This window comes from Acinetobacter sp. ANC 4169, from assembly GCF_002135355.1.
Classification (GTDB): Bacteria; Pseudomonadota; Gammaproteobacteria; order Pseudomonadales; family Moraxellaceae; genus Acinetobacter.
The window spans coordinates 57,784-73,741 of sequence record NZ_NEGE01000007.1 but is presented as its reverse complement, the minus strand read 5'-3'; the positions used below and the strand labels follow the sequence as shown (position 1 = coordinate 73,741).

Below are 15,958 nucleotides of genomic sequence, written 5' to 3'. Positions count from 1 at the left end.
CGATATTCTGGGGAATGGGTATGGCGTTTGATCGCACCACATCACAAGTACTATTTGATAATGGTACGCATAAATGTATTAGTTTTACCAGTTTAGTGAAAGGTGAAGGTGTACAGGCAAACCAGTTTCTAATCCTCGATCATGAACGTGCAGCAGTGCTGGATCCAGGCGGCGACTTAACCTATGTTCCGCTGACCATGGAACTGAACAAATATACCCGCTTGACCAATCTTGATTATGTGATGGCATCCCATCAAGACCCCGACATTATTACTTCTATGCCACGCTGGCTGGTCTATACCGAGGCCAAAGTGGTGGCATCCAAATTATGGGCGCGTTTCTTACCGCATTTGAATTCGGCTTTCATGAGTGACCGGATGAAAGGGAACTGGCTTGATCGTTTGGTCGAGCTACCTGACCATGGTCAGGTGATCCAGCTAGGTGAATCGAGCATTGTTGCCGTTCCGGCGCATTTTCTGCACTCGGTCGGTAATTTCCAGTTCTATGATCCGATTGCCAAAATTCTGTTTTCTGGTGATATGGGCGCATCTATGGTTGAAGATGCCTCTAAACCGCTGGAAAATTTTGCTGCGCATATTCCAAAGATGAAAGGCTTCCATCAGCGCTATATGTGTTGCAATAAAGTGATCCGTCTCTGGGTGCAAATGGTTCGTACCATGGACGTAGAAATGATTGTGCCGCAGCATGGTACGCCATTCATTGGCAAAGAGCAGGTGAATCAATTTCTGGACTGGATTGAAACTCTGGAATGCGGTGTCGATTTAATGGATGAAACTGTATTTACCTGTCCCGAATAATAAATCTTAAATAGATGAAAAAAGCTTGAGTTAAAGCGCAACATTTTTTAAGATTTTCGCACTAAAAAATATGTTAGATGACGAGAACTTATAAGAATGTTGTCTCAAGTACCGACTCAGGATGCCTGTTTAAGTTGTGGCGCGTGCTGCGCCTATTTTCGCGTTTCATTTTATTGGGCAGAAGGGCTGGTCATGCCCGAAAACTATACGGAACCTGTAACAGCAGTGTATTCGTGTATGGCGGGAACCAATCAAAAAAATCCGCGCTGTATTGCCCTGAGCGGTGAAATAGGCAAGCAGGTCAGTTGTGGCATGTATGAGGCACGCAGTTCCTCTTGTAAAGAAGTGCAAATTGCCGATGCACAGTGCAATAAGGCAAGACGGGCGCATAACATGATTGCCTTTGTGCCGCTTGAATCTTTTGAGTCGACCAATGATGAAAATTTTGATCAGGTCTGCTAATCGAGCACCAACTCAAATTTACATGCGTATGCATTAAAATCACTGTTTTTTAATAAAAAATTTGGCCGATATTCAGCAATGTAAATTTATTTTGCATTGCTGTTTGAAATTAGCATGAATAAAACTGTTTTTTTTGTTTATAATAGCGCACGGAAATTACCAGTGAGACTGTTATGTTGACCATCGTTCAAGAAGCGCTAACCTTCGATGATGTCCTATTACTCCCTGCCTACTCTACTGTTCTCCCAAAAGATGTCTCTCTAAAGACACGCCTTACTCGTGGCATTAACCTGAATATTCCTCTTGTGTCAGCAGCTATGGATACGGTGACTGAATCCCGTATGGCAATTGCAATGGCGCAAAATGGCGGTATCGGTATCTTGCACAAAAACATGGATATTGCTGCACAAGCTGCCGAAGTACGCCGTGTGAAAAAATTTGAAGCGGGTATGGTGAAAGATCCTATCACCGTAACGCCAGAAACCACTGTTCGTGAACTGATTGCAATCACTCAAGCCAACAACATCAGCGGTGTCCCTGTTGTGAAAGATGGCAAAGTAGTCGGTATTGTGACTGGTCGTGATACACGTTTCGAAACCAATCTGGAACAACCTGTTAGCAACATCATGACAGGACAAGATCGTCTCGTGACTGTTCGCGAAAACGAATCAAAAGAAAATATCCAGGCACTTCTTCAAAAAAATCGTATTGAGAAAGTACTGGTAGTGGGTGACAACAACGAACTGAAAGGTTTGATTACAGTCACTGATTTCCGTAAAGCGGAACTTTATCCAAACAGTTGTAAAGATGATCTCGGTCGTCTACGTGTTGGTGCCGCAGTTGGTACTGGTGTAGAAACGCCAAGCCGTGTGGAAGCACTGGTTGAAGCTGGTGTAGATGCCATTGTTGTGGATACAGCACATGGTCACTCTGCAGGCGTGATTGAACGTGTACGTTGGGTCAAAGCCAACTATCCGCAAGTTCAGGTGATTGGCGGTAACATTGCCACTGGTGATGCTGCTCTTGCACTTCTTGATGCAGGCGCGGATGCGGTGAAAGTGGGTATCGGTCCTGGTTCAATCTGTACGACTCGTATTGTTGCCGGTATTGGTATGCCGCAAATCTCCGCCATCGACAGCGTTGCCAATGCATTGAAAGAACAGATTCCATTGATCGCAGATGGTGGTATTCGTTTCTCTGGTGATATGGCCAAAGCAATTGGTGCGGGTGCAAGCACCATCATGGTCGGTTCATTGATGGCTGGTACTGAAGAAGCACCGGGTGAAGTTGAATTCTTCCAGGGTCGTTATTACAAAGCTTACCGTGGTATGGGTTCATTGGGTGCAATGGCGGGTGCAACAGGGTCTGCTGACCGTTATTTCCAAGACTCTAAAGCCGGCGCTGAAAAATTAGTTCCAGAGGGTATTGAAGGTCGCGTACCTTACAAAGGCCCTATGGGTAACATTGTGCACCAGATGATGGGTGGCCTGCGTTCTTCTATGGGTTATACCGGTTCTGCTACCGTGAACGATCTTCGTCAAAATGCCAAGTTTGTGAAAATCACAGCAGCAGGTATGTCTGAATCGCATGTGCATGACGTGACTATTACCAAAGAAGCACCTAACTACCGTGTTGGTTGATTTTTAGTAATCAAAGTCAGGAAAAGCCGTCATTTATATGACGGCTTTTTTGATTTTGGTGTAAAGTAATTGAGACTAAAATTGGATGATAAATCCCATCTACATGTATAAGAAGTGAGTAAAGAATGAGTTATTTTGGAACAGATGGAATTCGTGGAAAGTTTGGGGAACTTCCGATTACACCTGAATTTGCCCTGAAGTTGGGTTTTGCTGCAGGTAAAGTTTTAAAACAATTCAGTAATAAGAAAAAACCGATTGTTGTTTTAGGTAAAGATACCCGTTTATCGGGCTATATTCTAGAATCTGCATTACAGGCGGGTTTAAATGCGGCGGGCGTGTATGTGCATTTGCTTGGCCCGTTACCTACGCCTGCAATTGCCCATTTAACCCGTGCTTTACATGCCAGCCTGGGTATTGTGATTTCAGCTTCACATAATCCTTATTTTGATAATGGAATCAAGTTCTTCTCTAGCGAAGGCAAGAAACTGCCCGATGAGATTCAAGATGCGATTAACCAGGAACTGGAAAAAGAGTTAAAGATTGAAGATACCGCAAACCTGGGTAAAAGTGTGCGTGTGAAAGATGCCAATGGCCGTTATATTGAATTCTGTAAATCGACTTTCCCGTACCATTTTGACCTGAGTAACTTAAAAATTGTGGTGGACTGTGCCAATGGTGCTGCCTATAACGTGGGACCATCGGTATTTAAAGAACTGGGTGCCAAAGTTGTGGCCCTTTATAACGAGCCAGATGGTTTAAATATCAATCAAGACTGTGGTTCAACCCATCCGGAAAACCTGCAAAAAGCAGTGCTTGAACATCAGGCAGATTTGGGTATTGCCTTTGATGGCGATGCAGACCGCGTAATTATGGTGGATAAAAACGGTGAGCAAATCACTGGCGACCATATCCTGTATATTTTGGCGACTCAGGGTAAAAACAAACCTGCGGGTATTGTCGGTACGGTCATGAGCAATATGGCGCTTGAACTGGCTTTGGAAAAAGCCCAAGTTCCATTTGTACGTGCCAGCGTGGGTGACCGTTATGTCTTGCAAGCTTTGGATGAAAATGGCTGGGTAATTGGTGGTGAACCTTCAGGGCATATTCTGACTTTAGACAAGAGCACCACGGGCGATGCCATTATTGCGGCATTACAGGTATTGACCGTGATGGTCGAGCAACAAAAAGCCCTGCATGAACTGGTTGAAGGTTTTACCCTATTACCGAATGTATTGGTCAATGTGCGTCTGGCGGAAATGTTTGATCCGTATTCTGTGCCGGCATTGGTGGCTGAATTTGATCAGGCTGCAGAACAATTGAAGGGCCGTGGTCGTTTACTGATTCGTAAATCAGGAACAGAGCCGGTCATTCGAGTGATGGTAGAAGGCGACAATCTTCAGGAAGTGACCGATTTGGCCAATCAGCTTGCAGATTGTGTACGTGCCAATGCAGCTTAAGGTAAGCATATGAATGATGTGATTAAAGACTTAAGCGAACTGCGCTTAAGTTACCAAAAAGGGGAATTAGATGAAACTCATGTGACTGAAAACCCGCATGAGCAATTCTTAAATTGGTTTAACCATGCTTTAGAAGCGAAACTGCATGAACCCTATGCCATGTCATTGGCAACTGCCAATGCACAAGGCCGTCCGCATGTGCGTACCGTATTGTTACGTGGTGCGACTGAAGCAGGTTATGATTTTTATACCAATTACGACAGCCAAAAAGGCCTGGATTTGGCAGAAAATCCTTATGCCGAATTGCTGTTCTATTGGCCGGAGCAAGAACGTCAAATCCGTGTTGGTGGCCGGGTTGAGAAAATCTCTTTAGAAGAATCGACCGAGTATTATCATAAACGCCCACGCGATAGCCAGATTGCAGCGCATATCAGTACCCCGCAAAGCGGAGTGATTGCCAGCCGTGAAGAATTACAGTCGCGTTTTCAAATTTTGCACAATCAGGTCAATGACAAAGCTGTTCTGGCTAAACCGGTATTCTGGGGCGGCTATCGCTTAACGCCAGATTATTATGAGTTCTGGCAAGGTCGTCCAAACCGTTTACATGACCGCTTGAGTTATGAAAGAATCGACACTAAGTGGAAATTACAAAGACTCATGCCTTAATGCCAAAAACACTGATTCAGCAACGACCGTTTATTACACGCCCTGAAAACTTTCAGGGCGTGTCGCCGTTTATTGCGCAAATATTAGCGCGCCGCGGTGTGCAATCAGAACAAGAACTAGAACTGAAATTGAAGCATCTTTTAGCGCCGACCATGAAAGGTTTAGAGCAAGCGATTCTGCTGATTGACTTAGCCATTGATCAGCAAAAGAAAATTGTGATTGTCGGTGATTATGATGCCGATGGTGCCACCAGCACGGCGTTGATGATTCTAGCGCTGCGGGATATGGGGGCTGATGTTCAGTATCTGGTACCGGACCGTTTTAAATATGGCTATGGTTTAACACCTAAAATTGCCGATTTGGCTTTTAAAACTTTTCAGCCAGATTTGTTAATTACAGTAGATAATGGCATTTCCAGCCATACCGGGGTGGAACAGGCTCAAGCGCATGGTATGCAGGTGATTATTACCGATCATCACTTAACTACCAAAGAAACCCCTAAAGCAGAAGCTGTGGTCAATCCGAACCAGTTGGGCTGTGAATTCCCCAGCAAAGCTTTGGCTGGAGTAGGGGTGGCATTTTACCTGCTCGCTAATTTATCCAGTTATCGCAGTCAATTAGGCAAGTCCACTGCTAAAGTTGCCCAATATTTGGACTTGGTTGCACTGGGGACTTATGCCGATGTTGCAAGCCTGGATTATAACAATCGCATTTTGGTCGATGCTGGGGTAAAGCGTATTCAGCAAAATCAGTGTCGTGCAGGGATTAGTGCATTACTGGATATCGCCGGGCGTGATCCTGCCTCCTTAAAGGCTCAAGATCTGGGTTTCGTGCTTGGTCCGCGTATTAATGCCGCCGGACGTATGGAAACCATGGATATTGGCATTGAGTGTCTGCTGGCTGCCGATCTGCAAACAGCCTATCCCTTGGCTCAACAATTAAATCAGTTAAACACTGAACGCCGTCAGGTCGAGACCCAGATGAAGCAAGAAGCTTTATCTGAACTTACCCAGCTCGAGCTGGATCAAGAGCATTTGCCTGCTGCGTTAATTCTGTTTGAACCACATTGGCATCAGGGGGTGATTGGTATTGTGGCCGGTCGCCTGAAAGAACAGTTTCACCGTCCCAGTATTGTTTTTGCGGCAGATGAAGACGGCATTCATATTAAAGGCTCGGCCCGCTCCATAGAAGGTGTGCATATACGTGATGCCATTGAAATGATTGCCGAACAGTATCCGCATTTGGTCAGTCATTTTGGCGGACATGCCGCTGCTGCGGGTTTGACCATTCAAAAACAGCATTTTGATGAATTTAAGCAGGCCTTTGAAGCTTTAATCTCAAACATGGATGAGTCACTGTTTCACGCCACTTTATGGACCGATGGCGAATTACCGACAGAACATTTTCATATTGAAACCGTCGATTTTCTGCAAAATTTAACCCCTTGGGGACAAAAATTCCCATCGCCGATTTTTGAAGGGGTATTCAAGGTTCTGGATTATCGCTGGCTGAAAGAAATGCATTTAAAGCTGCGTCTGGCTTTGCAAAATGGTCAAATTGTAGAAGCCATTGCCTTTAATGCGCGAGACAAATTTGAATTTGATGCCATGCAGGGCAGTGTACGACTGGTCTATGAAATAGATAAAAATGAATTTAATGGCAACGTCAGCTTACAGCTACGCGTGATCCATTTGGAACAATAAAAAACCGCTCAATTGAGCGGTTTTTGTTTTTAATCTTAAAGCTTAGAAGCGGAAAGTACCGTTGATTCCAAAAGAGTCCGCACCATCAGTAGTCGTGTAATTAATACCTGCAGCAATGGCTGGAGTAAAGAATTTCTGACCACGAATACTGAAAATGGTATCCGAATCTTCAATAGTTGAGTCAGCGAAGGAAATACCAACACTCAGTGTAGGATCGAGGTAAAGGTCTGCACCTAGACGATATGCAGTTTCATCTCCAAAATAAGTTAAGCCTTCAAAGTTGGCAAAATGATTACCAATTTGAGTCACATATTTTGCACGTAAAGAAACAGCTGTATCTTCACCTACAGTTAATGCATTTAAAAAGTTTGTTGTGAAACCATAATTCGCAACTTGAACAGGATCAACATTTTCTTTTGCAATACCAGCAGCAACCAGTAAACCATTAATTGGTAAATAGCCTAGTTCTAGGGCATAGCCGGTATTATCTTCATCTGCAAAATCGACTTTATTAAGTGCGCCACTTACATAAAATTGTGTATTTGGAATATAGAATTCTCCGCTAATGCCCATTACATCAATGTCTTCATCCCCATCGCCACTTGCATTGGCATAACCTAAACCAATATTACTAGCTTTACTCATAAAAGCAGCTTCAGCTAGAGGTGCCCCTTTAACTTGAGCTCCATTTAGATAATATTTACCATTGATAAAGAAAGTATCTAAATCACCTACATTATCAATATCAGTATTTTCATAGCCCCCATTAATTTCAGCTTGGTAAGCGTGAGCAGTTCCCAGACCAGCAAGAAGTGCTGTAGCAAGAGCAATTTTTTTAAGCATTTAATTTTCCCCATCGTTATAAAAGTGATTCTGTATAGTTTTATCTTATAGTTGTAACAAATTGTATATTAAATAATCGCACAGTCAATGTGCATTTTTTATCTCAATGCTTTATTTCAGAACAAAAAAATGACCCATCCGAAGATGGGCCATTTCATGAAAATTATTTAATTTAAGAAGTGCTTAGAAGCGGTATTTGGCAGCTACACCGAATGAGTTGTAGTCGTTATTACCCACTTCACCGAAACCAACTCGACCTTCAAGACTTACTTGCTCAGTAAAGAATTTACGGGCATTAATGCCAAATTCATTTTGATCAGTTAAGTCGTTGTTGTAGTAGTCAGCACCAACGCTGAGTGTTTTATCGATGAAGTAATCGGCAGCAAGATTGAACTCATCTAGATCACCAAATGATGCACCTGCTTCAAGGTTGATGTCTTTACCATTGCTGAGTTGAGTCACGTATTTGGCACGAAGTGTTGGATCTACACCATCGTCATTGTCGTTGTCCCAACCTTTCACACCCGCAGCAATGAGCAAGCCTGGTGCTGGAAGGTAACCGACTTCAGCAGAATAATAAGTCGTATCGAAGTCATACTTTTGACCTAATACATCACGGTATTCAGTATTGTTACGGCTTACATCACCACCAATATAAAAATCTGAGTTTGGAACATAGACTTCAGCACCTACACCATAAGTGTTGTCATCTACGTCACCACGATCAGCAAATGTTGCGTGCGCATTAACGTTGCTGGCACGGTCAAGGAATGCTGCTTCTGCAAGTGGCGCATTACGAGTTTGAACGGGGTTAAAGTAATAAGTACCATCTACACCGAAAGCACTACCTGAGCTGCCATTGTCTGGATCAATATAAGCTGCTGCTGCACCGACTTCGGCTTGGTAGGCATTGGCTGTACCTGTAACTGCTAGAGCAGAAAGAAGTGCTGAAGCAATGGCTAATTTTTTCATGGATACTACCCCTCAAATTTTGGTTAAAAATAATACATTTTTTGTTACAACTTTCAGTCTAGACCAAAACAAACTTAGGTCAATCCATCTAGGGTTACAGAAATGTTTCCAACGTAATGTTATGTAATTTTAATAATTTAAGTTATTGAAATAAAAATAATTATTCAAATGTTTTGTTTTATTAAAATTATGGAGTTTTTATGAGTTTAGACGTTTTTTACATAAAAAACCGAGTATTTTGTAACATAAAAATGATTTGAATCTTAAAAATACCCTACAAAGTAAGTGTTTTTGAACAGCTGTTTTTATTCACTATTTGCTCAATTGTTATTGAATTAAAGCGCGCTAAACTGCATCCATGCTCTGTGTTATAATTGCCGGCTATTTAAGCCTAATATTCTGATTGAGAGTAATTCACGTGGAAATTAATCCTTATCTAAACCAATTAAAAGACTTAAACGACCGTGGTCTAACATTACGGGGGTATCTTTGACTACGATCTGAAAAAAGAGCGTTTAGAAGAGGTTCTGCGTGAACTGGAAGATCCTGCGATCTGGAATGACCAAAGTCGTGCTCAAGCCATGGCCAAAGAAAAAGGCGAGCTTGAAAACGTCATCAACGTTCTAGAAGGTTTAGCCTCTCAGCTTGAAGATGCGCAAGCGTTGCTTGATTTAGCGGTTGAAGCAGACGACGAAAGCTTGCTTGAAGATGTACAAGCAGAATTGGACGCGTCTGAATCGGAACTGGCAAAACTTGAATTCCGTCGTATGTTCAGTAACCCAATGGATCCGAACCCGTGCTATGTGGAAATTCAGGCCGGTTCGGGTGGTACAGAAGCGCAGGACTGGGCTTCCATGCTGCTTCGTATGTATATGCGCTGGATTGAACGCCACGGCTTTAAAGCAGAATTGATGGAAGAATCTGACGGGGATGTTGCGGGTATTAAATCTGCAACAATCCGTGTTGAAGGCGAGTATGCCTATGGCTGGTTGCGTACCGAATCCGGTGTTCACCGTTTAGTGCGTAAATCACCATTTGACTCGGGTAACCGTCGTCATACTTCATTCTCGGCAGTTTTTGTATCACCTGAAATTGATGACAACATTGAAATTGACATCAATCCGGCAGATGTCCGTACCGATACTTACCGTGCATCGGGTGCGGGTGGTCAGCATATTAACAAAACCGATTCTGCGGTACGTTTAACCCATGCACCAACAGGGATTGTGGTGGCGTGTCAGAACCAGCGTTCACAACATGCCAACCGTGATCATGCGTGGAAACAGTTACGTGCCAAACTCTATGAATTAGAGATGAAAAAGCGTACCGATGCTGCGCAGGCACTGGAAGATACCAAGTCCGATATCGGTTGGGGTAGCCAGATTCGTTCATACGTACTGGATGACTCACGTATTAAAGACTTGCGTACCAGTGTGGAAAGCTCGAATACGGGTGCAGTACTGGATGGTGACCTGGATAAATTTATTGAAGCCAGTTTAAAACAGGGCCTATAAGTTTATTGCTTGAAAAACAGAGGCCGGTCCTCTGTTTTTTTAACTTTAAAATTTGCTGATGCGCATGCATAAAACAGCTTGATCAGACAATGCTAGAATGATCTGAAGTCGTACAAGATTACAGCAATTTACAAAATGACTCATAATATCGATAATTTTCGATATTAATATCGAATAAATCCGATATAATGATTTTTGCTAAGGTGCTGATCATCAATATGAGTGAAATGAGATGGACACAGAAGCGATTTATAAAGCCTTAGCCAACCCGATTAGACGCCAGATTCTGCAATGTTTAAAAGAACCTAAGCGTTTCATTTCCACTGAAGAGTGTGGAGATGATTTTAGTCGTGGCGTATGTGCGGGGCATATCGAAAAAATCGCGGATATTTCCCAATCGACCATGTCGAATCATTTATCGGTGTTGCAACAGGCAGGACTGATTCAGGTGACCAAATATGGGCAATGGTCTTATTTTTCTCGTAATGAGGCACTGATACAGGAATTTTTACAACATTTACAGCATGCACTTTAGACTTCAATCGGTCCGGGCAAGCTGTAAGAGGATTGCTTGATGACAGATTTTTCAACACCAATTCAATTCGGTGAGCTTAAACTTAAAAACCGCGTGGTGATGGCACCTTTGACGCGTAGCCGTGCCACCGTTGACCGTGTACCAACCGCGATGATGGCTGAATATTATGCACAGCGTGCCAGCGCAGGTTTAATTATCTCTGAAGCAACGGTGATTTCAGAAGAAGCCAATGGTTATGAAAAAACTCCGGGCTTATTTACCGATGCACAGGTAGAAGGCTGGAAACTGGTTACAGATGCAGTTCATGCCAAAGACGGTTTGATTGTGGCGCAATTGTGGCATGTGGGACGTGTATCCCATCCTGATCTTTTAGCTGGTGAAACACCAGTTTCAGCAAGTGCCGTACAACAGGCCGGCTATGTCAGCCTGCTGCGTCCAAAACGTGAATATGTAATACCTCGTCCATTGGAAATCTCTGAAATTCAAGCGATTACCGAGCAATATAAACAGTCTGCTATTCGTGCCAAAGCTGCGGGTTTCGACGGTGTGGAATTGCATGCTGCCAATGGTTATCTGATTGACCAATTCTTGCAAACTTCAACCAATAAACGTACAGATCTTTATGGTGGTTCGGTTGAAAACCGTGCGCGTTTCTTGCTTGAAGTGGTGGATGCCCTGATTGAAGTCTGGGGCGCTGGTCGTGTCGGCGTGCATTTGGCACCGCGTGGCGATGAGCATGATATGGGCGATGCCAATCCACAAGAAACCTTTGGCTATGTGCTGGAACAGTTGGGTCAGCGTAAAATTGCCTTCTTCTTTACCCGTGAATACTTGGCAGAAGACAGCATCAGTCTGGAAATGAAAGCACGTTCAAATGGTGTCCCGTATATTGCCAATATGCGTTTAAGCCGTGAAGATGCGCTTGAATTATTGAGCTCAGGCAAAGCGGAAGCGGTATCGTTTGGTAAAGCCTATATTGCCAATCCTGACCTGTTTGAGCGTTTGGTAGAAGATGAAGCACTGAATGAATTGAAGCTGGAAAACATGATTGGAACCGATGTGGCAGCAGGCTATATCGACTATCCATTGTTAAATAAGCAGTTGGCTGAAAGCTAAGCTTAGGCTTCTCCAGGCAGAATAAATCATGCTACAGAGCAGAATTCATTAACATATGAAGGCTGCTCTGTTATATTTTGCCGATTAAACATTCTTTGAGGCAACTTGTTTGGCTACTCCTTTTTGGTACAACGCAGCACTATCAATCATAAAACCATTGTATCAATGGCGGATCAAAAAACGTGCGTTGAATATGGAGCAATTACAACAAGAATGCCTCGAGCGCTTTGGTCCTTTTCAGACACCTAAAAATCTGCATGCGCTTTGGTTTCATGTGGTGTCGGTAGGCGAGACCAATGCCGCGCAGCCTTTAATTGAACATTATTTAAAATTGGGTTATCCCGTTTTGGTGACCAATACCACCAAGACCGGTCAGGCTCGTGCCAAGTCTCTGTTTTTAAAAGCACCTTATGAGCATTTATTTCAGGCGGTGTATTTACCTGCCGATCAGAAACATTTGCTGCAGGCTTTTTATCAAAAATATCAGCCTAAAATATTGGCCTTGGTCGAAACTGAAATCTGGCCGAATTTAATTGATCAGGCGCAGCAATTTAAAGTGCCCTGTTTGCTGATTAATGCCCGTCTTTCAGAAAAATCCGCCCAAGGCTACAGTAAGGTTCAAGGGCTTAGCCAGGGCATGTTGAATGGTTTGGATAGCTTGCTGGCTCAAGACCAAGCGACTCTGCAACGTTACCTATCTTTAGGTATGTCTGAAAATAAAAGTCAGGTACTGGGCAGTATCAAGTTTGATATTCATGCACCGGAAAGCTTTATTCAGCAAGCTGAGCAACTGAAACAGGACTGGAATTTAGCAGCACGTAAAATTATTACTATTGCCAGCACACATGCGCCAGAAGAACAAAAATTACTAAACGCGTTAAAGCCTTATCTTACGCAACATCCAGAGATTGTGGTGATTGTGGTACCACGTCATCCGGAACGTTTTAATGAAGTTTTTCAAATTGCACAAAATTTAGAGCTAAACACTCAACGTCGCAGCTTAGGTGAATCCATTCAGCCTGATACGCAAGTCTATTTAGCCGATTCGATGGGCGAGATGTGGCTATGGTACGCTTTAAGCCAAGTCTGCTTTGTGGGTGGTTCGTTGAATGAACCGGGTGGCGGGCATAACATCTTAGAGCCGATTGCGCTAAATGTGCCGACGGTTTTGGGTAAAAATTACTTTAACTTCCAGACTATTGTGGATGAGTTTGTCGCGGTAGACGGCGTGAAAGTCGTAAACGATGCACAGCAAGCGGCTGAAATTTTAATTGAACTGTTAAATAATCACAGCGCTGCAGAACAGCTGAACCAGCATGCGCAAAAAATCATGTTGCAGAACAAAGGTTCTTTAGCAAAGCATATTGCAGTGATTGACCGGTATCTTTAAAAATAATCTCAGATCAAAGCATTCACGACCTCAAAAGCCCGGTTAAGTTTTTATTTTTTCGTATAGGTATTTTCTACTTTTAAAAGATTAAAAGTAGCAAAAATCTTTTGCAGTGCTGAAGGTACATCCTGTACCTCAGCACTGCGGGCGACATCCCTGTCGCCTTCCGCGTATCGAATGATTGCATATTTTTTAAAATACTGGATTCTATGAACATCGTCCTTCTTGACCCACGCCAAACCGAATCTGAAATCTGGACGATTAGTGCCAAGCGTCAGCTTGAACATTTACGCACCCATGTTGATATTCAAGTTGGAGATACGCTAAAAGTCGGGATTCGGGAAGGAAAACGCTATCTCACAGAAATTGTGGAAGTGACAGAACACGCCATAAAATTAAAACCCATCAAAGAAGAAATGGTTCCGGCAAAATTGCCAGTCACTTTAATTGTCGCCATGCCGCGTCCAAAAGTGCTGCGCCGCCTGATTATGGATAGCGTCACCTTGGGGGTGGGAAAAATTATTCTATTGCATAGTTATCGGGTGGATAAAAGCTATTGGCAAACGCCATTTTTACAGCAGCTGGATCAATATGTAACGCTGGGTCTGGAACAGGCTGGCGATACCATTGCGCCAAAAATTGAAATCTATAAACGCTTTAAGCCTTTTGTAGAAGATGTCTTACCCGATTTAATTACTGCGCAATGCCCGGCTTATGTGGCCCATCCTTATGTAGACATCAAAATGCCGTTTGCGATTGATCATCCATGTAGCATTGTGATTGGGCCAGAAGGCGGTTTTATTCCCTATGAAGTGGATTTACTGATAAAAAACGGCTGCCAGGCAGTGAGCTTAGGCAACCGTATTATTCGAACCGAAACCGTAATTCCCTACGTACTCGGGCGCTTATTTAGCGCGAGCTGATTCAGTCACTTCAGCATCACTACTACCACGATACATTTTCACTTCCTGTACCGGGTAAGGAATAGAAATGTTGTGTTCAGCAAAACCTTGAATCACATGTTCCTGAACTTCACTGATGGAAGCAGCAGTAGTTGTTTCAGTGGTATCGACCCACCAGCGCACATTCAGGTTAATCGAGAAATCTGCCAGGGCATTCACGTTCACTGCAAAACCTGGTTGGCTCAAAATGGTTGGGTCTTTGTCCAGAATACTCATGATAATGCTTTTGGCTTTCTGGATATCATCTTCATAGCCAATACCCACCACAAATTCACAGCGGCGACGCTGATAAGCGGTATTTACCGTGACTGCACTGGTATAAACCGTTGCGTTTGGAATTACGATACGGCGGCCATCCGGTGAGCGTAAAAATGTTGCACGAATCTGAATATCTTCTACCGTACCTTCCATGCCAGAGACAATGATGTCATCACCAATCTGGAACGGTTCACCCAGTAAAATCAAAATACCGGATAGCAGGTTCTGGAAGATGTCCTTGAATGCGAAACCGATCGCAACCGAACCAATCCCCAAGGCACTCATCAGCTGACCTGGAGTAAAGCCCGGGATGGAAATCACCATCGCAATCAAGAAGCCAAAGAAGATAATGGCTGAACTACCGACCCGGTTGAGAACAAGGACCAGATTCTGTTTGGTATAGCTGCGGTCGGCCAAGGCTTTACGGACAAAAAATTTAAACAGTTTTGACAGTAAATAGAAAATGGTGAAAACCACCAGTGCAATACAGATGTAAGGCAAACGTTGCCAGAATGCTTCGACAAATTTATCGATGGTCGAATAGGCATCGTTATACTTTGCCGTATGTTCGAGCACGGTTTGTGCGGTTTTTTCGGTTGCTTCTTGCAAGAGTTGAGATGTGCCTTGAGTTACATCATTCAAGGCATTGTTTTGTTCAGCCACAGATATTCCGGATTATGATCATTGGCCGGTATTTTGCCTGAAACTGATCAAAAAATTAACCAACAATGCGTAGCATTCCCAGTCGTTTTGTCAAAAAATGTCAATCGGCCTTAAAAATACTGGGTACCTTTTTGAATCACTTGTGGAGGAACTTCAAGGTCACCAGTACCGAACATATAAGAAACTATACTGCCGGAAGCCAGGAAACTTAAGATGGTGATGATAATCATCAACCAGGCCAATATTTTTTCCCAGACTGGTGTTTCACGCGGCAAGCCATAGTTGTTGATGCCTTTGCTGCCCGAACCCAAAAGCAGATACAGTCCCATAAAAATATTCACCAGTGGCAGCAAAAACAGCAAGATCAGCCAGCCACTACGGTTCAGGTCATGCAGGCGGCGTACCGTAATCACCATCAAGAAATACACATACAGCACCAGTATCACGACAAAGCCTAGTCCGGCTATTCCTGTCAGAGCATTGATAAACTGATTGCTCATAGACAGGGTATGCACATTAAAAATGCCCAGCGCCAGACTGAAGGCAATGGTGGCAAAAAAAGCAATTAAATGCACGAACCCATACCAGCCAATAGAACTCAAACGACCGAAACGCCCTTCTGGAGAAAGCGGATTATCTGCCTTGGCCGGTTGAGATCGGGAAAAAAAGGGGGAGGAGTCTTGCGGATTCATACGCTTTTCCAGTTAAGATGTAGATAAGAAAATGTTGTATTTTAAAAAGTTAAAAAGAGCATCTTCTGCTTAAATTATAAGATTAAATGAACAGATCAGATACGAATAAAACCATATTTTTGATTGAATACGATAAGGGGTATGTGTTTTAAATTGTATAAATAAACTACGACCAAAGCATGATTGAAGCGGTTGAAAAATAATCGTCATACTGTGAAGATGCAGTCAATAAAAGCAATAACGCGGCATAGCATCTCGTGATGAGAT

General features: G+C 43.3%; 15 protein-coding genes. 11 read left to right on the top strand and 4 right to left on the bottom strand.

Annotated elements, in window-relative coordinates:
* The first annotated feature begins 20 nt into the window (after window positions 1-20).
* The 6 genes from B9T26_RS06980 to recJ all read left to right on the top strand — a co-directional run bounded on the left by B9T26_RS06980 (window position 21) and on the right by recJ (window position 6,746).
* On the top strand, window positions 21-818 hold the full coding sequence (locus B9T26_RS06980; RefSeq protein ID WP_086199084.1) for an MBL fold metallo-hydrolase: 798 nt from the start codon (window positions 21-23) through the stop codon (window positions 816-818).
* Window positions 819-914: 96 nt separating this feature from the next.
* A complete protein-coding gene (locus tag B9T26_RS06975) occupies window positions 915-1,280 on the top strand; it encodes a YkgJ family cysteine cluster protein (protein WP_086199002.1) in 366 nt (121 codons plus the stop codon).
* A gap of 173 nt (window positions 1,281-1,453) precedes the next feature.
* Window positions 1,454-2,920: an IMP dehydrogenase gene (guaB, locus tag B9T26_RS06970; protein ID WP_086174690.1), complete on the top strand. Its 1,467-nt coding sequence runs from the start codon at window positions 1,454-1,456 to the stop codon at window positions 2,918-2,920.
* Window positions 2,921-3,045: 125 nt separating this feature from the next.
* Window positions 3,046-4,377, top strand: a complete 1,332-nt coding sequence (gene glmM, locus B9T26_RS06965) for a phosphoglucosamine mutase (RefSeq protein ID WP_086199001.1) — start codon at window positions 3,046-3,048, stop codon at window positions 4,375-4,377.
* Window positions 4,378-4,386: 9 nt separating this feature from the next.
* Complete coding sequence (gene pdxH, locus B9T26_RS06960; RefSeq protein ID WP_086199000.1) at window positions 4,387-5,043, top strand: pyridoxamine 5'-phosphate oxidase; 657 nt, start codon at window positions 4,387-4,389, stop codon at window positions 5,041-5,043.
* The gene (gene recJ / locus B9T26_RS06955) at window positions 5,043-6,746 is read left to right on the top strand and encodes a single-stranded-DNA-specific exonuclease RecJ (protein WP_086198999.1); all 1,704 of its coding nucleotides are present in this window, start codon (window positions 5,043-5,045) and stop codon (window positions 6,744-6,746) included. Before pdxH ends, recJ begins: the two co-directional genes overlap by 1 nt.
* A 42-nt stretch (window positions 6,747-6,788) precedes the next feature.
* Here the strand turns inward: recJ and B9T26_RS06950 are convergent, their stop codons facing one another.
* Both B9T26_RS06950 and B9T26_RS06945 read right to left on the bottom strand, forming a co-directional pair.
* Complete coding sequence (locus B9T26_RS06950; RefSeq protein ID WP_086198998.1) at window positions 6,789-7,589, bottom strand: putative porin; 801 nt, start codon at window positions 7,587-7,589, stop codon at window positions 6,789-6,791.
* A gap of 183 nt (window positions 7,590-7,772) precedes the next feature.
* A complete protein-coding gene (locus B9T26_RS06945) occupies window positions 7,773-8,561 on the bottom strand; it encodes a putative porin (protein ID WP_086198997.1) in 789 nt (262 codons plus the stop codon).
* A gap of 418 nt (window positions 8,562-8,979) precedes the next feature.
* On the opposite strand from B9T26_RS06945, the gene prfB reads away from it, so the two are divergent.
* From prfB to B9T26_RS06920, 5 genes are all read left to right on the top strand, one after another.
* Window positions 8,980-10,075, top strand: a protein-coding gene (gene prfB, locus B9T26_RS06940; RefSeq protein ID WP_143222999.1) for a peptide chain release factor 2 whose coding sequence is annotated in 2 segments (ribosomal slippage) — window positions 8,980-9,051 and window positions 9,053-10,075 — 1,095 coding nt in all. Because the reading frame shifts where the segments join, the coding sequence is not laid out codon by codon here.
* Window positions 10,076-10,307: 232 nt separating this feature from the next.
* Window positions 10,308-10,610: an ArsR/SmtB family transcription factor gene (locus tag B9T26_RS06935; protein ID WP_086198995.1), complete on the top strand. Its 303-nt coding sequence runs from the start codon at window positions 10,308-10,310 to the stop codon at window positions 10,608-10,610.
* A 39-nt stretch (window positions 10,611-10,649) separates the two neighbouring features.
* Window positions 10,650-11,726 carry an alkene reductase gene (locus B9T26_RS06930; protein ID WP_086198994.1) on the top strand — a complete coding sequence of 359 codons (1,077 nt, stop codon included), beginning with the start codon at window positions 10,650-10,652 and terminating at the stop codon, window positions 11,724-11,726.
* Between the two features lie 109 nt (window positions 11,727-11,835).
* A complete protein-coding gene (locus B9T26_RS06925) occupies window positions 11,836-13,116 on the top strand; it encodes a 3-deoxy-D-manno-octulosonic acid transferase (protein ID WP_086198993.1) in 1,281 nt (426 codons plus the stop codon).
* Between the two features lie 209 nt (window positions 13,117-13,325).
* Window positions 13,326-14,039 carry a 16S rRNA (uracil(1498)-N(3))-methyltransferase gene (locus B9T26_RS06920; RefSeq protein WP_086198992.1) on the top strand — a complete coding sequence of 238 codons (714 nt, stop codon included), beginning with the start codon at window positions 13,326-13,328 and terminating at the stop codon, window positions 14,037-14,039.
* Here B9T26_RS06920 and B9T26_RS06915 read toward each other — a convergent pair.
* Window positions 14,022-14,999, bottom strand: coding sequence for a mechanosensitive ion channel family protein (locus B9T26_RS06915; protein WP_086198991.1), 978 nt, complete (start codon window positions 14,997-14,999; stop codon window positions 14,022-14,024). The two genes, B9T26_RS06920 and B9T26_RS06915, sit on opposite strands and share 18 nt — an antisense overlap.
* 110 nt (window positions 15,000-15,109) lie before the next feature.
* Complete coding sequence (locus tag B9T26_RS06910) at window positions 15,110-15,691, bottom strand: DUF805 domain-containing protein (protein ID WP_086198990.1); 582 nt, start codon at window positions 15,689-15,691, stop codon at window positions 15,110-15,112.
* Window positions 15,692-15,958: the final 267 nt, after the last annotated feature.

Excerpts from the sequence above, each read along its gene's own strand:
- B9T26_RS06980 (WP_086199084.1), top strand. The coding sequence starts at position 21 with ATGGCGTTTGATCGCACCACATCACAAGTACTATTTGATAATGGTACG.
- B9T26_RS06975 (WP_086199002.1), top strand. The coding sequence starts at position 915 with ATGTTGTCTCAAGTACCGACTCAGGATGCCTGTTTAAGTTGTGGCGCG.
- guaB (WP_086174690.1), top strand. The coding sequence starts at position 1,454 with ATGTTGACCATCGTTCAAGAAGCGCTAACCTTCGATGATGTCCTATTA.
- glmM (WP_086199001.1), top strand. The coding sequence starts at position 3,046 with ATGAGTTATTTTGGAACAGATGGAATTCGTGGAAAGTTTGGGGAACTT.
- pdxH (WP_086199000.1), top strand. The coding sequence starts at position 4,387 with ATGAATGATGTGATTAAAGACTTAAGCGAACTGCGCTTAAGTTACCAA.
- recJ (WP_086198999.1), top strand. The coding sequence starts at position 5,043 with ATGCCAAAAACACTGATTCAGCAACGACCGTTTATTACACGCCCTGAA.
- B9T26_RS06950 (WP_086198998.1), bottom strand. The coding sequence starts at position 7,589 with ATGCTTAAAAAAATTGCTCTTGCTACAGCACTTCTTGCTGGTCTGGGA.
- B9T26_RS06945 (WP_086198997.1), bottom strand. The coding sequence starts at position 8,561 with ATGAAAAAATTAGCCATTGCTTCAGCACTTCTTTCTGCTCTAGCAGTT.
- B9T26_RS06935 (WP_086198995.1), top strand. The coding sequence starts at position 10,308 with ATGGACACAGAAGCGATTTATAAAGCCTTAGCCAACCCGATTAGACGC.
- B9T26_RS06930 (WP_086198994.1), top strand. The coding sequence starts at position 10,650 with ATGACAGATTTTTCAACACCAATTCAATTCGGTGAGCTTAAACTTAAA.
- B9T26_RS06920 (WP_086198992.1), top strand. The coding sequence starts at position 13,326 with ATGAACATCGTCCTTCTTGACCCACGCCAAACCGAATCTGAAATCTGG.
- B9T26_RS06910 (WP_086198990.1), bottom strand. The coding sequence starts at position 15,691 with ATGAATCCGCAAGACTCCTCCCCCTTTTTTTCCCGATCTCAACCGGCC.